This window comes from Microbacterium sp. sgz311019 (assembly GCF_056135325.1).
Map to the genome: position 1 here is coordinate 26,221 of NZ_JBWAXO010000007.1, position 14,791 is coordinate 41,011.

Annotated in this window: 14 protein-coding genes; 6 read left to right on the forward strand and 8 right to left on the reverse strand. The window is 70.5% G+C overall.

Annotated elements, in window-relative coordinates; genetic code table 11:
- Positions 1–76: 76 nt before the first annotated feature.
- Genes AC0NZN_RS12305 through AC0NZN_RS12320 form a run of 4 tightly spaced genes read left to right on the forward strand, consistent with a single transcriptional unit; the run spans position 77 to position 3,003 of the window.
- Positions 77–1,444, forward strand: coding sequence for a pyridoxal phosphate-dependent decarboxylase family protein (locus AC0NZN_RS12305; protein WP_474592599.1), 1,368 nt, complete (start codon positions 77–79; stop codon positions 1,442–1,444).
- Between the two features lie 42 nt (positions 1,445–1,486).
- On the forward strand, positions 1,487–1,609 hold the full coding sequence (locus tag AC0NZN_RS12310; RefSeq protein WP_474592600.1) for a hypothetical protein: 123 nt from the start codon (positions 1,487–1,489) through the stop codon (positions 1,607–1,609).
- Positions 1,610–1,626: 17 nt separating this feature from the next.
- On the forward strand, positions 1,627–2,136 hold the full coding sequence (locus tag AC0NZN_RS12315; RefSeq protein WP_474592601.1) for a hypothetical protein: 510 nt from the start codon (positions 1,627–1,629) through the stop codon (positions 2,134–2,136).
- Positions 2,137–2,181: 45 nt separating this feature from the next.
- Complete coding sequence (locus AC0NZN_RS12320) at positions 2,182–3,003, forward strand: DNA-formamidopyrimidine glycosylase family protein (protein ID WP_474592602.1); 822 nt, start codon at positions 2,182–2,184, stop codon at positions 3,001–3,003.
- Positions 3,004–3,018: 15 nt separating this feature from the next.
- Here the strand turns inward: AC0NZN_RS12320 and AC0NZN_RS12325 are convergent, their stop codons facing one another.
- Both AC0NZN_RS12325 and AC0NZN_RS12330 read right to left on the reverse strand, forming a co-directional pair.
- The gene (locus AC0NZN_RS12325) at positions 3,019–3,594 is read right to left on the reverse strand and encodes a carboxymuconolactone decarboxylase family protein (RefSeq protein WP_474592603.1); all 576 of its coding nucleotides are present in this window, start codon (positions 3,592–3,594) and stop codon (positions 3,019–3,021) included.
- A gap of 63 nt (positions 3,595–3,657) precedes the next feature.
- Positions 3,658–5,187: a DHA2 family efflux MFS transporter permease subunit gene (locus AC0NZN_RS12330; protein WP_474592604.1), complete on the reverse strand. Its 1,530-nt coding sequence runs from the start codon at positions 5,185–5,187 to the stop codon at positions 3,658–3,660.
- A gap of 143 nt (positions 5,188–5,330) precedes the next feature.
- Here AC0NZN_RS12330 and AC0NZN_RS12335 point away from each other — a divergent pair, with 143 nt between their 5' ends.
- The gene (locus AC0NZN_RS12335) at positions 5,331–5,972 is read left to right on the forward strand and encodes a DUF1345 domain-containing protein (RefSeq protein ID WP_474592605.1); all 642 of its coding nucleotides are present in this window, start codon (positions 5,331–5,333) and stop codon (positions 5,970–5,972) included.
- A gap of 76 nt (positions 5,973–6,048) precedes the next feature.
- Positions 6,049–7,923 (forward strand): ABC transporter ATP-binding protein, encoded by a 1,875-nt coding sequence (locus AC0NZN_RS12340; RefSeq protein WP_474592841.1) that lies wholly within the window; start codon positions 6,049–6,051, stop codon positions 7,921–7,923.
- Positions 7,924–7,929: 6 nt separating this feature from the next.
- On the opposite strand, the gene AC0NZN_RS12345 is transcribed toward AC0NZN_RS12340, so the two are convergent.
- From AC0NZN_RS12345 to AC0NZN_RS12370, 6 genes are read right to left on the reverse strand one after another with little or no spacing between them, the layout of a single operon-like run.
- Entirely contained in the window at positions 7,930–8,862 is a 933-nt protein-coding gene (locus AC0NZN_RS12345; protein WP_474592606.1) for a glycosyltransferase family 2 protein, read from the reverse strand.
- 45 nt (positions 8,863–8,907) lie between these two features.
- Positions 8,908–10,044 (reverse strand): cysteine desulfurase family protein, encoded by a 1,137-nt coding sequence (locus AC0NZN_RS12350; protein ID WP_474592607.1) that lies wholly within the window; start codon positions 10,042–10,044, stop codon positions 8,908–8,910.
- 1 nt (position 10,045) lies between these two features.
- On the reverse strand, positions 10,046–10,900 hold the full coding sequence (gene nadC / locus AC0NZN_RS12355) for a carboxylating nicotinate-nucleotide diphosphorylase (protein ID WP_474592608.1): 855 nt from the start codon (positions 10,898–10,900) through the stop codon (positions 10,046–10,048).
- Positions 10,900–12,672 carry an L-aspartate oxidase gene (locus tag AC0NZN_RS12360; RefSeq protein WP_474592609.1) on the reverse strand — a complete coding sequence of 591 codons (1,773 nt, stop codon included), beginning with the start codon at positions 12,670–12,672 and terminating at the stop codon, positions 10,900–10,902. The genes nadC and AC0NZN_RS12360 overlap by 1 nt, the downstream gene beginning before the upstream one ends.
- Complete coding sequence (gene nadA, locus AC0NZN_RS12365) at positions 12,669–13,985, reverse strand: quinolinate synthase NadA (RefSeq protein WP_474592610.1); 1,317 nt, start codon at positions 13,983–13,985, stop codon at positions 12,669–12,671. Before nadA ends, AC0NZN_RS12360 begins: the two co-directional genes overlap by 4 nt.
- On the reverse strand, positions 13,982–14,737 hold the full coding sequence (locus AC0NZN_RS12370; RefSeq protein ID WP_474592611.1) for an NUDIX hydrolase: 756 nt from the start codon (positions 14,735–14,737) through the stop codon (positions 13,982–13,984). The genes nadA and AC0NZN_RS12370 overlap by 4 nt, the downstream gene beginning before the upstream one ends.
- Positions 14,738–14,791: the final 54 nt, after the last annotated feature.

Sequence of the window (14,791 nt, forward strand, 5' to 3'; positions counted from 1 at the left end):
TCGTCGTGCGCTCCGGGTCGAGTAGCGTCCGGCATCGCCGCCGTGCCACCATGGCGGTGCCCTAAGAGGAGGAACCATGACCGCAGCAGACAGCGCCCGCATGCATGAGGTGTCCGACGAGACGGCGGCCATCGTCGACCTCGTCCTCGAATACTCGCGCAACCGGCTCCTCGCGCAGGACACACCGCTCGACAAGCCGCTTCCCGCTGCCGAGCTCGTCCGGCTCGCCGGGCGCACCATCAGCGAGCAGGGCATCGGCGCCCGCAAAGCCCTCGGGATCTTCGAGCACGTCCTCGCGCCGGCGTGCATCTCGATCGACGACCCCGGGTACCTGTCATTCATCCCGGCCGCGCCGACGAAGGCTGCGGCCGCCTTCGACGTCGTCGTCTCCGCGAGCGTCCTCTACGGGGGTTCGTGGCTCGAGGGCGCCGGTGCCGTGCACGCCGAGAACGAGGTGCTGCGCTGGCTCGCCGCCGAGTTCGGGCTTCCCGAGGGCGCCGGCGGCGTCTTCGTCCAGGGTGGCACGCTCGGCAACCTCTCCGCCCTCGTCGCTGCGCGCGACGCGGCCCGCCGCAAAGGCAAGAACCCCGAGCGATTCGCGATGGTGTGCAGCGTGGAGGCCCACTCGTCGAACAAGTCCGCGGCCAAGGTCATGGACGTCGACGTCATCGCCGTGCCTGTCGGAGAAGACGGCATCCTGCGTGCCGACGCCGTCCGTGCGGCGCTCGAGGAGCACGGCGACCGCGTCTTCGCCGTGGTTGCGACAGCCGGATCGACCAATTTCGGCATCGTCGACGACATCGCCGGCATCGCCGCGCTCAAGGACGAGTTCGATTTCTGGCTGCACGTCGACGGCGCATACGGGCTCGCCGGGATGCTGTCGCCCCTCACCCGCTCCCTCTTCGCCGGCGTCGAACGGGCCGACTCGCTCGTCGTCGACCCGCACAAGTGGCTGTTCGCGCCTTTCGACGCGTGCGCGCTGATCTACCGCGATCCTCAGCTCGGGCGCATCGCGCACACCCAGCACGCCGAGTACCTCGACACACTCACGGAGACCGAGGACTGGAGCCCGTCCGACTTCGCCATCCACCTCACCCGTCGCCCGCGCGGACTGCCGCTGTGGTTCTCGCTCGCGACTTACGGGGCGGGCGTGTACCGAGATGCGGTCAGCCACGGCATCGAGATGGCCCGGCGGATTGCGGACGAGATCGAGAGCCGCCCCGAACTGAGTCTCGTGCGCCGGCCGATGCTGTCGGTCGTCGTCTTCGAACGCGAGGGCTGGACGAAGGAGGATTACAACCGGTGGTCCGCCCGGCTGCTGGACGATCAGATGGCCTTCGTCACTCCGAGCTCGCATGCGGGCCGCACCAACGCCCGCTTCGCGATCCTCAACCCGCGCACGACGTTCGAGCGGCTGGTCGGGATCCTCGACACGATGAGGTGAGCGCCGGGCCGGGCTCCGCCGAGGATCGATAGCATGGTACGCATGACGACTTCGCCCCAGTCCGCCCCCCTGACGCTTCTGACGGTCCCCGACGACAAGAACCTCCTCGCGGTCGCCGACTCCGCAGGTTCGTGCTGCGGCGGCGACAGCTGCTGCATCGGCTGACCCTCGACGCGCCGGCCATGACCGACGAAGACCTCCACATCACGCCGCGGGTCAACCGCATCCTCACCTCCGAAGAGGCGATCTACGGTCTCATCCTCGTGTCGGGCATGATCGTGGCCAGCGCCGCGGCACAAGGCACCGCGTGGGACACCTTCATCGCGGTCGTGGTGACTGTCATCGTATTCTTCGCGGCGCACGTGTACGCCGGGGCCCTCGGGCGCCTGGCCGCGACCAACGGCCACGCAGGAGTGCGGGCCAGCTTCGGCGCTGCCGCGAAGCATTCCAGCGGAATGCTGTACGCCTCGCTGCCGCCGCTCGTCATCCTGCTGCTCGGCGCCACCGAACTCATCGAGGACACGACGTCCCAGTGGGCGGCCCTCATCGCCGACACCGTGCTGCTCGGCGCCCTCGGCTGGATCGCCGTCGCGCGCTGGAGCACGCACTGGGGTCCCCGCCTCCTCAGCGCCGTCGTCACGGCTGCGTTCGGCGGCGTGCTGATCCTGCTGAAGGCCGTCGTCACGCACTGAACCGGGCTGCCTGGCGGTGTCGGGGCACGGTGGCACACTGGAGCCATGCCCGAGTCCCCCGAAGTGCAGGCGCTGGCGGACGAGCTCGCCGAACGGCTCGACGGTCGGCGGTTCCTCGGCGGCGAGCTCGAGGAGTTCCGCGTCCTCAAGACACGCGCGAGGCCGCTCACGCAGCTGGAGGGCCGCACAGTGACCGGGGTGCGCCGCTACGGCAAGCACGTCGATCTCGCCACCGACGACGGCGGGGGCCCGCACCTCGTCATCAGCTTCGGCCGCGCGGGATGGGCGGCCTGGGACCCGGTGACGGCCGAGGCGCCGGCGCCGGTCGTCGCGCACCTGGCGTTCGACGGCGCACAGCTGGAGCTGACGGATGCCGGCGAGTGGCTGTCGCTCGGAGTATCGGTCGTCGACGATCCGGCGGAGGTGGGATCGATCGCCAAGCTCGGCGCCGACCCCCTCGACCCGTCATACACCCGGCGCGACTTCGACAGCGTCGTCGGCTCTCGGCGCAAGCAGCTCAAGGCTCTGCTGCAGGAGCAGGAGTCGATCGCCGGCATCGGCAACGCCTATTCCGATGAGATCCTGCACACGGCGAAGATCGCTCCGCTCGCACACGCGGCGGCGCTGACGGGTGACGAGCGAGACCGGCTGTTCGCATCCGTGGTGTCGGTGATGCGGGATGCGACGCAGGCCCGGCGCGGCATCCCCATCGCGGACCTCAAGTCGGCCAAGGTCGCCGCGATGCGGGTCCACGGGCGCACCGGTGAGGCATGCCCGGTGTGCGGGACGACGATCCTCGACATCCCGGGCGGCACAGGCTCATCGAGTGGCCAGTACTGCCCGTTCTGTCAGGGCGGCGTGGCCTGACACCCCGCGCGGGGTTCAGCGCGTGGGCGAGAGGAGCGCGTCGGCGAGCTCGGGAGAGAGTCCGGGCACGTCGTCGAGCGGCACGGCGAGCGCCTGCAGCGTGCGGCTGAAGTAGTTCCGCGCGGCGGCCGCGAGGGTGATGTCGACGATCTGCCGGTCGCTGAATCCGAGGTCGCGCAGCTCCCGGCTGTCCGCGTCGGTCATGGACGCGGCATCCGTCGAGAGCTTCTCCGCGTACGCCATCACCGCGACATCAGCGGGGGAGAGGCCCGCGTCGCGGTAGTCGACTGCGGCTCTCTGCAGCTGCTGCTCGTCCATTGCATGGGCGCGGAGCGTCTTGCGCCCGTGCGCGAGCAGGCAATGCTGAGATCGGATGCCGCGGGCTGCTCCCAGCGTCGCGAGCTCATAGGTGCGCACCCCGATGGAGGGCACGATCGCGCGGACGAGCGCCTCGAATGCCTGATGCGCCTCGGGGTTGATCGCCATCGCCTTCGTATGGGCGAAGACGAATCCATCGCTCTCGATGTCTCCGGCGTACATGTCGGCGACATGTCCCGCTGCGTCCGATTCGGCTGGGGGGATGACGATCATCGCTGTCTCCTTCGGCTCCGGAGATCACGCTAGGACGCCGGAGCCGAAGGCGACAGTGGTCTTTCAGTGCGCGACGAGCTCGCCCTCGGCCGGCGCTCCGATCTGGTCTGCCGGCTTGCGGACGAGGAAGGCGCCCACGAGCAGCGGCAGCGACAGGATGGCGGCCGTGAGGAAGGCCGCCTGAGTGCCGGCCGCCTGCGCGGCGACGGAATCCGCGCCCGCGGCGGTGGCAGCCGCGGATGCGGCCGCCATGACACCGAACATGAGTGCGATGCCTGCGGCGCCGGCCACCTGCTGCACGGTGCCGAGGACGGCCGATCCGTACGAGTAGAAGCGCGGCTCGAGCGACCCGAGGGACGCCGTGAACAGCGGGGTGAACGACAGCGCCAGCCCGATCGAGAGCACGGTCTGCGCCACGGCGATCACCCACACCGGCGTCGCCGCCGTGAACGTCGTGTAGAACCACAACATCCCGCTCGTGACCACGGCACCGGGCACGAGCAGGACCATGGTCCCCCAGCGGTCGTAGATGCGTCCGATGACGGGGCCGGTGAGGCCCATGGCGAGAGCCCCCGGCAGCACCACGAGACCGGTCACGAGCGGCGTGACCTGGAGGACGTCCTGCAGGTAGAGCGGAACGATCGTGATGGCGCCGAAGAACGCCATCGACATGATCGCCATCTGCGCGATCGAGAGCGTGAAGTTCGAGCTCTTGAAGACGCGCAGGTCGAGGAGGGCGTCGTCCTTGCGCTGCAGGATCACCTGCCGCCAGCCGAAGAGGCCGAGCGAGAGGACGCCCACCGCGAGCGACACCACGAGCGTCGTGGTGGATGCAGCGGCGGCCGCCGCCGCATCCGCTCCCGTGCCGCCTGCGCCCGCACCCAGCTGGCTGAGTCCGAACACGAGGCCGCCGAAGCCCAGCGCCGACAGGATCACCGACAGCACGTCGATGGGCGCGCGCGTCGTCTCTCCGAGGTTGTGGATCCAGCGCGCGCCGACGGCGAGCACGACGACCGCGATCGGGAGGACGAGACCGAAGATCCAGCGCCACTCGAAGCTGTTCAACAGCGCGCCGGCGAGCGTCGGGCCGATCGCCGGGGCCAGCGATATCACGATGCTGACACGGCCCATCATGCGTCCGCGGATGGCCGGCGGTACGACGGTCATCAGCGTCGTCATGAGCAGCGGCATCATGATCGCGGTGCCCGAGGCCTGGACGACGCGGGCGACCAGGAGCACAGGGAACCCGGGCGCGAGGAACGCGATGAGCGTGCCGAGTGAGAAGAGTCCCATCGCGGCGACGAACATCGTGCGCGTCGTGAAGCGGCGGAGCAGGAAGCCGGTGATCGGGATGACGACCGCCATGGTCAGCATGAACGCCGTGGTCAGCCACTGCGCGGCCAGCGCCGTGATGCCGAGGTCGGTGATGAGGTGCGGGATCGCGACGCCCATCGTGGTCTCGTTGAGGATGGCGACGAACGCGGCGGCGAGGAGCAGCCACACCACGCGGCTCTCCTCGGGACCGAGCGTCGGAGCGGCGGCTTGCGACGTGGGAATGCTTCCCGTTCCCGGCGTCGTTTCGGTGGCGGCCATGGGTCGTCCCCTCTGCAGAGTTCTCGCGTGGTCGCGCCGATGCAGCGACGCGCGTGAAAGGTAATGGGCCGCGATAAGCGGCACGTAGCAACCTAACAGTGGCATCCGACATCGCATTCCGACTTTCGTGAAACGATTCCGTCATGACCACACCGCCCTTGCGTCACTCCGTGCGGATCCGATTCCTGTTCTCCCTCGCCCTCGGCGCGGGCGCGGGAATCACCGTGGGGACGCAGCTCGGTCTGGCTGCGGGACTGTTGACCGGCTGGGCGTTCCTCGCCATCGTGAACGTGGCGTGGATCCTCATCTTCGTGTGGAACATGGATGCCGCGCGCACCCGCGAGTATGCGATCGCTGAGGACCCCGGACGGGCCTCGGCGCGCCTGATCTCGCTGGTCGGCTCGGTCTCGAGCCTCGCCGCCGTGGTCTTCGTCGTCGTCCAGGCGAAGCACGCCGTGGGACCGGAGTCCTTCGAGCTCGCCGGGATCGCGGTGCTGAGCGTGGCGGCATCCTGGAGTCTCATCCAAGTGGACTACATGCTCCATTACGCACGTGTCTACTACGCGGAGCCGGTGGGCGGCATCTCGTTCAATCAGGACGAGGATCCGATGTACTCCGACTTCGCGTACTTCTCGGTCGGCCTCGGGATGACCTATCAGGTTGCGGACACAAACGTGCGATCGAATGAGGTCCGGCGGATCGTCGTCGCCCAGACGCTGCTCGCCTACCTGTTCGGCGCCGTCATCCTGGCGACCGTCATCAACCTCGTGACGGGATTGAGTTGACCTGGGTGACGGGGCCGATCGCCGGCCCGGCGCGCGTCGCGCCACCGTATTGGAAGAGGGGAGCTCTCTGATGGCCATGGGACACCCCGGCGGGGGCGGAGCCGCATTCCGCGGAGTGGATGCGCGCGCCCAGCGCGCGGCGAACGCCGCAGCCCCGCAGATCAAGGATCTCGGCAAGCGGGCCGTCAACCTGTTCCGCCCCTACCGCGGCCGCATCGTCTTGACCGCCATGCTCGTGATCGCGGGCGCCGCGATCGCCGTCATCCCGCCGCTCATCGTGCTGCGGGTCTTCGACGACGCCCTGTTCCCGACGGACGGCGGGGGTGTGGACCTGCCCCTGCTCTTCCGGCTCGTCGCCGCGATGATCGCGCTGTTCCTCGTCTCCGCGGGGCTCGGAGTGGTGCAGACCTGGCTCACCTCGACGGTCGGCAACTCCGTCACGGGCGACCTCCGGGTGGGGCTGTTCGACCACCTGCAGTCGATGGAGCTCGGCTTCTTCACCCGCACGAAGACCGGCGCGGTGCAGTCCCGACTGCAGAACGACGTCGGCGCCGTCGCCGACGTGCTCACCAACACCGTCACGAGCATCCTCGGCAACACCGTCACCGTCGTCGCATCCCTCGTCGCCATGATCCTCATCGACTGGCGGCTGACGATCATCGCGGTGATCATCATGCCGGTGCTCGCCGTCGTCCAGCGGCGCGTGGGACAGGTGCGCGCGCGCATCGCCGCGCAGACGCAGGAGTCGCTCTCCGAACTCACCGCCATCACCCAGGAGACGCTGAGCGTCTCGGGCATCCTGCTGTCCAAGTCGTTCAACCGTCAGCAGGCCGAGGGCGACCGCTACCGTGCCGAGAACCGCAACCAGGTACGGCTGCAGGTGCGCCGCGCGATGAGCGGCCAGGGCTTCTTCGCCCTCGTCGGGGTCATCATGGCCAGCGTCCCGGCCGTCATCTACCTGGTGTCGGGCATCATCCTCGCGAACGGGAACGCCGTGATCACCGCCGGCACCATCGTCGCCTTCACCACGGTGCAGGCACGGCTGCTGCAGCCTCTCATGGGCCTCATGCGGGTCGCCCTCGATCTTCAGACGTCGCAGGCGGTGTTCGCCCGCATCTTCGAGTACATGGACCTGGTGCCGGCCATCGCCGACGACCCGGATGCGATCCGCGTCGAGGATGCGCCGGGGCCTGCCGGGAGCGTCGAGTTCCGCGACGTCTCGTTCCGGTATCCGGATGCCGGCGGCTCACCCCGGCCCACCCTGGACCGGGTCTCATTCCGCGTCGAGCCGGGACAGCACGTCGCCTTCGTCGGGCCGAGCGGCGCCGGCAAGACCACCGTCCTGTATCTGACGCCGCGACTGTACGAGGCCAGCGGCGGGAGCGTCATGTTCGCAGGCGCCGACGTGCGCTCGCTCGTGCATCAGTCGATCATCGACCACGTCGGCATCGTCACCCAGGAGACGTATCTGTTCCACGCGACCATCCGCGAGAACCTGCTGTATGCGAAGCCTGATGCGACGGACGACGAGCTGGTGGCGGCCTGCACAGCAGCCAATATCCACCACGTCATCGCCGGGTTCGCCCAGGGCTACGACACGGTCGTGGGTGAGCGCGGCTATCGCCTCTCCGGCGGGGAGAAGCAGCGCATCGCGATCGCGCGCGTGCTGCTGAAGGACCCGCCGGTCCTGCTCCTCGACGAGGCGACGTCCGCCCTCGACACCGTCTCCGAGCGGGTCGTGCAGGAGGCGCTGGATGCCGCGGCCCGCGGCCGCACGACCATCACGGTCGCGCACCGCCTGTCGACGATCGTGGATGCCGACGTCATCCACGTGGTCGACGGCGGCCGCATCGTGGAGTCCGGGACGCACGGCGAGCTCCTCACGCGCGGCGGCCTGTATTCGGCGCTCGCCGCCGAGCAGCTGGCGGCCTCGCGCATCGAGGGAGCCTGACCCGGGTCAGTCGAGGGCGAGGAGCTCGTCGACTCCCCGGGGGGCGCCGGGACGAGCTGCGAGCTCGCGCACGAACGCGTCGAGGAGCGCGCGGTATTCCGGATCAGGATGCGTCCGAGCGATCTCGAGCAGCGGCGGAAGGTCGAGACGGAAGATGAGGGCGACACGGCCGGCGGACGCGGCATCCCATCCCCGCTCGTCGAGCACCGCCACGCCCCCCGCCAGCGCGTCCAGGTAGTCGCGGAGGATCGGCAGCTCGGCCTTGCGCTGCGTGATCGACGTGCCGTCGGCGCGCTCGCGCCATTCGACGACGACGTCCGGGATGACGTCGAACGCCTGCGCCCGCGTGTACAGCAGCTGCGCGACGACCTGGTCCTCGTAGGCGCGCCCCTCGGGGAAGCGCAGGCCGTCCCAGAGCTCCGTGCGCGCGACCTTCGACCACGCCACGATGTTGCCGGCGGCGGCCGGGTGCGTCGCGAGGGTGACGCCGTGACGCTCCGGATCGGTGGATGCCGTCACCCATGGCTGCACCTCACCGGCGCGATAGCCGCCGTCGACGTCGGGGCGGAGCCGCACGTAGGCTCCGACGACGAGGTCGCTCCCCGTCGAGGTCACGGTCCCCACGAGCCGCTCGAGCGCACGCGGACGCAGGACGTCGTCGGCGTCGAGAAAGCCCACATACGGCGTGTCGACCAGATCCAGCCCGGCATTGCGGGCGGCGCCGAGCCCGCGCGACTCGGCGTGCCGGATGACGCGGATGCGGTCGTCCTCCGCCGCCGCGTTCTCGAACACGGTGCTCGTGACATCGGCGGATCCGTCGTCGACGAGGATCGCCCTCCACTCCGCGAACGTCTGTTCGCGCAGGGAGGCGACCGCGGTGGCGGCGAAGGCGCCGACGTCGCGGCCGGGCACGATGACGGTCACGACGGGGCGGCTCACGCGCCCGATCCTACGGGGACCCGCCGACGGTGCGGCGCGCCGCCGTCACATCCCGCCGACGGCGGCGACGGATGCGGCGACGGCATCGGCCACGTCATCCAGCGATGCCCGCAGCCCATGCGGCAGCGTGAAGCGCACGGCCGTCTGCGCGATCTCCGGAGCGATGCCGAGGGCGACCAGGACGTGCGACGGCTCGTCGCTTCCCGCGGCGCAGGCCGATCCGCTCGACGAGACGACTCCGCGGCGCTCGAGCTCCAGAAGCACCGCCTCGCCGCTGGTGCCCTCGAACGTGAAGCTCGCGGTGCCGGGCAGGCGGTGCAGCGGGTGGCCCGTCGACCGCGCCGTGGGCACGAGGGCGAGCACGCGTTCGATGAACATGTCGCAGATCGCACGGACGGCGGCGGCATCCTCCGTCCGCTCCGCCTCGGCGAGCTCCAGCGCGGTCGCGAGCCCGACGGCACCGGCGACATCCTCGGTGCCGCTGCGGCGCCCGCGCTCCTGCCCGCCGCCGTGCAGCAGGGGTTCGAGCGGGATGCGACCGCGGACGGCGAGCATGCCGGTGCCCTTCGGCGCGCCGACCTTGTGCCCGGCGATCGCGAGGGAGTCGGCATCCGTCCCCGCCAGCGGCAGCCAGCCGGCCGCCTGCACCGCGTCGAGATGGAACGGGATGCGTCGCTCCCGCGCCGCGGCGGCCAGTGCCGGCGCATCCTGCACGGTGCCGATCTCGTTGTTCGCGTAGCCGAGCGCGACGAGTGCGGTGTCGTCGCGCAGCGCCGCGGCGAGATCGCCGGGGGAGACCGTGCCCGTCGCGTCGACCGGCAGCATCGTCACGTCGAAACCGTGCACGCGGCCGAGGTAGTCGACGGACTCGAGGATCGACTCGTGCTCGATAGGCGACGTGATCACATGCCGTGCGCCTCGGTTCATGGCGGCGGCGATCGAGATGCCCTTCACCGCGAGGTTGTTCGCCTCCGTGCCTCCGGATGTGAAGACGATGTCGCCGGGACGCATCCCGACGACCCGCGCGACGCGGGTGCGGGCGTCGGCGAGCGGCGCCGCCGCCTCCTCACCGACGGTGTGGTGGCTCGACGGGTTGCCGAATGTGCGCGTCAGGAACGGCAGCATCGCGTCGAGCACCTCCGGCCGCACCGCCGTCGTCGCCGCGTTGTCGAGGTACAGCACGTCAGTCGCCGATGCGGATGTCGAGGCCGAGGTCGAGCGCTCGCGCCGAGTGGGTCAACGCGCCCACCGAGATGACGTCGACGCCCGTCTCGGCGATCGCGCGGACCGTGTCGAGGTTCACGCCGCCCGATGCCTCCACCGTCGCGCGCCCGGCGACCTGCGCCACCCCGGCGCGGAGGTCGTCGAGCGAGAAGTTGTCGAGCATGATCGTGTCGATGTCCGCCGCGAGCACGGGCTCGATCTGGTCCAACCTGTCGACCTCCACTTCGACGTGGGTCGTGTGAGGCAGACGCCGGAGCGCCTCGCGCAGGGCAGCGGTGAGGTCGGCGCCACCGGACTGGAGGACGGCGAGGTGGTTGTCCTTCGCCATCACGGCATCCGACAGCGAGAACCGGTGGTTGTGTCCGCCGCCGCAGGCGACCGCGTGCCGCTCGAAGGCGCGCAGACCCGGCGTGGTCTTGCGGGTGTCCACGATCCGGGCACGCGTGCCGGCGATCTCGGACACGTAGCGGGCCGTCAGCGTGGCGATGCCCGACATCCGCTGGGTGAAGTTCAGGCCGATGCGTTCGGCGGTGAGCATCGCGCGGGCGGGTCCCTCGACCACAGCGAGCGTGTCGCCCGGGGCGAACGTGCCGCCGTCGGCGACGTGGAGCTCGACGCGGATCGCCGGGTCGGTGAGCCGGAACGCCGCCTCGAACACCTCGCCGCCGCTGAACACGCCGTCCTCTCGGGCGACGAGCTCGGCTCGAGCTGTGGCACCCGCCGGGATGAGGGCCTCCCCGGTCAGGTCGCCCCACGGCGCGTCCTCGTCCAGCGCGGCGGCGACCACGCGATCGATGGTCGAGCGAGTCAGCATCAGCGGGCTCCGATGGATTCGAGAACGGATGCGTCGACATCCGCGCGGGGGACGTCGTCGCTGCGGAAGTGCGCGCCGACCGACTCCCTGCGGGCGAGGGCGGCGGAGACCATGCGCTGCGCGACGAGCAGAAGGTTGTCGTCCTCGAGCTCCTCCACGGTGTCGTGGTCTCGCGGCTGGCCACGCCAGGCGGCAATGACGGATGCCGCGTGCCGCAGGCCCGCAGCATCCCGCACCAGTCCCGCATCGGCCCACATGAGCTCCTGCAGAGCCGCGCGCGAGAATCCTTCCGTCTGACCCGCGAGCCCGCATTCGCTTCCCGAGCCCGCACTCGAACGGCGTGAATCGGGTGTGGGCTCGGAACCCGGGTGCGGGCTCGCGGATGCCGTGCTCGTCGAACGCGCGATCGCGTCGCCGGCCCGGGCTCCGAACACGGCGCCCTCGAGCAGGGAGTTGGATGCGAGGCGGTTCGCGCCGTGTACCCCGGTGCGTGCGACCTCGCCGACGGCGTACAGGCCGGGGATGCTCGTGCGCCCGTCGAGGTCGGTGACGAACCCGCCCATGAGGTAGTGCGCGGCCGGCGCCACGGGAATCTGCTCTCGCGTCCAGTCCCAGCCGCGCTCGCGCACGGCGCGGTCGATCGTGGGGAAGCGGCTCGCGAGCAGCTCGGCGCCGAGGACCGTGGCGTCGAGGAAGACCGGGCGTCCCTCCTGTGCGGCGATCTGCCGCGCCATCGCCCGGGCGACCACATCGCGAGGTGCCAGCTCGCCGTCGGGGTGGGCGTCGAACGCGAACCGGCGGCCGGACTCGTCGACGAGGATCGCACCCTCGCCGCGCACCGCCTCGGACACGAGGAACGGTTCAGCGGCGCCAGCGTCGTCAGCTCCTTGCCCAGGATCTTCGCCGGGGGCGGCACCAGCCGTAGCCTGGCCGCGCGCAGGACCTCCGCCGGGGGCGGCACCAGCCGTAGCCTGGCCGCGCGCAGGACCTCCGCCCTGGGCGGCGCCAGCCGTGCTCAGGCCGTGCGCAGGACCTCCGCCCTGGGCGGCGCGAGCCGTTCCCACAAGCACAGTGGGGTGGAACTGCACGAACTCGAGGTCGCGCACCTCCGCCCCGGCGCGGATCGCGGCCGCGATGCCGTCGCCGGTCGCGACCGACGGGTTGGTCGTGTAGCGGTACAGCTGCCCGGCCCCGCCGGTGGCGAGCACCACCGCGTCGGCCTCGAGCCGCAGCCGTCGCCCGCCGAGGAGCAGGTCGACACCGGCCGCACGAGCCTCGCGCAGGACGATGTCGACCAGGAAGGCGTGCTCGACGACCTCGATGCCCGCCGCGCGCACGCGTGCCACGAGGGCCTTCTCGATCGCCAGGCCCGTCGCATCCCCTCCCGCGTGGACGACCCGCGGGTAGGAATGCGCTGCTTCGAGGCCCTTCGCCAGCGATCCGTCCGCTGCGCGGTCGAACGCGACGCCGAGGTCGATGAGCTCGCGGATGCGTGCCGGCCCTTCCTCGGCGAGCACCCGCACCGCCTCCGGGTCGGCGAGGCCCGCCCCCGCGGTGAGGGTGTCCTCGACGTGGTCCTCGATGCGGTCGTCGTCGAACAGCACGGCGGCGATGCCGCCCTGCGCGTAGCGGGTGTTGGCGTGCTCGAGCTCGTCCTTCGTGACGAGGGTCACACGGCATCCGCCAGCCGCCGCATGCAGCGCGGCGGTGAGCCCGGCGATGCCGCTGCCGACGACGACCGTCCGCCGAGCGGGCGGCACCTGGCGAGTCATGGCCGGGCCGCCAGCATCCGCTCGAGCGCGACCCGTGCGGGGTCCGCGACGTCCGCCGTAACCGTCACCCGGTTCACGACCGATCCGGCGACGAGCTCTTCCAGGACCCATGCCAGGTAGCCGGGGTGGATGCGGTACATCGTCGAGCAGGGGCACACCACCGGGTCGAGGCAGAAGATCTCGTGCTGCGGGTGCTCGGCGGCCAGGCGCTGCACGAGGTTGATCTCGGTGCCGACAGCGAACGTCGTGGGCTCGGTCGCGGCGGCGATCGCCTTGCGGATGTAGTCGGTGGATCCCGACTCATCGGCCGCATCCACGACCGCCATCGGGCACTCCGGGTGCACGATGACGCGCACCCCCGGGTGCTCCGCGCGCGCCTTCTCGATCTGGTCGACGGTGAACCGGCGGTGCACCGAGCAGAAGCCGTGCCACAGGATGACCTTCGCATCCTCGAGCTCCGCCTCCGATGAGCCGCCGAGCGGCTTGTGCGGGTTCCACATCGGCATCTGCTCGAGCGGCACGCCCATGGCCTTGGCGGTGTTGCGGCCGAGGTGCTGGTCGGGGAAGAACACGACGCGCCGCCCGCGCGCGAAGGCCCACTCGAGCACTGTGCGGGCGTTCGACGACGTGCAGACGATCCCGCCGTGCCGCCCCACGAAGCCCTTGATCGCCGCCGAGGAGTTCATGTACGTCACCGGTACGACCGGCACGAGGCCGTCGGCATCCGGTGTCTCCATGTCGCCGTAGATCTCGGCGAGCTGCTCCCAGCAGTCCTCGACCTGGTCGATGTCGGCCATGTCGGCCATCGAGCATCCGGCGGCGAGGTTCGGCAGGATGACCGCCTGCTCCGGTTGTGACAGAAGGTCGGCCGTCTCCGCCATGAAGTGCACGCCGCAGAAGACGATCGCCTCCGCCTCGGGATGCTGCTTCGCGAAACCCGCGAGCTGGAACGAGTCGCCGACGTAGTCCGCGTGCCGCACGACCTCCTCGCGCTGGTAGAAGTGGCCGAGGATCACGACGCGCTCGCCCAGTGCCTGCTTGGCCGCGGCGATCCGGCCATGCAGCTCGTCCTCGGACGCGTCGCGGTATTCCTGCGGCAGTGCGCCCTGCCGGGGGGCGCCGGTCGGGATCACGTCGCCCATGGATGCGCCGGGGCCGTAGCCCGGGCGGATGTCGAAGTCCCACGGGCCCGCGGCCAGATCCGTGTTGCAGGTCTCGGCACTCGACGCGCCCGCGACGATCGCCTGGATGCCGTGATCGACCGACGGGTCGATCTCCGGCCGCGGCTGAAGCGTGAGGGTTGAGACGGTCATGAGGTGATCCATTCGGGGGAGGATGCCGGGTGTCCGGCGGGAAGCAGCGGCCCGCGCTCGGCGAGCTCGACGTCACGGTTGTAGCGATACAGGCGCGCGGGGCGATGGCTGCCCGTGCGGAACGCCTCGGTCGGGATGAGGGTGCCGGACGCCTCGGCCTGACGACGGAAGTTCGCCGGGTCCAGGCGCCGTCCGAGGATCGACTCGTTCACCTCGCGCAGCTCCGCGAGGGTGAAGGCGTCGGGCAGCAGGCCGTGCGCGATGCGGCTGTAGCCGACCTTGTTGCGCAGGCGCCACAGCGCGTAGTCGACGATGTGGTTGTGATCGAAGGCGAGGGGAGGGAGGGATGCCGCGTCGAACCACGCGACGTTCTCCGGCGCATCGCCGCGTGCGGCATGCTCGGCGAGCTGGGCGTCGACCTCGTCGGACCGCAGCAGCGCCCAGTAGACGATCGACACGACCCTCGTCGGCGAGCGGTCCACATCGCCGAACGCGTAGAGCTGCTCGAGATAGCTCGGGGCGAGACCGGTCGTCTCGGCGAGGGTGCGGGATGCCGCAGCATCCAGTCCCTCCACGACATCGAGCCAGCCGCCCGGGAGTGCCCAGCGGCCCTCGAACGGGTCGCGGGTGCGGCGTACGAGAGGCAGCACGACGGCCGCGTGCTCGGCGTGCGGCATGCGGCGCAGCGTGAAGATCACGGTCGAGACCGCGACGCGGGTCGCGGGGTCGGATTCAGGGGGCGTTCTGGTCATGGTGACTCTAACTCTCGCCTCGATCTTAGAGTCAGGATGACCAGAACAGCAAGT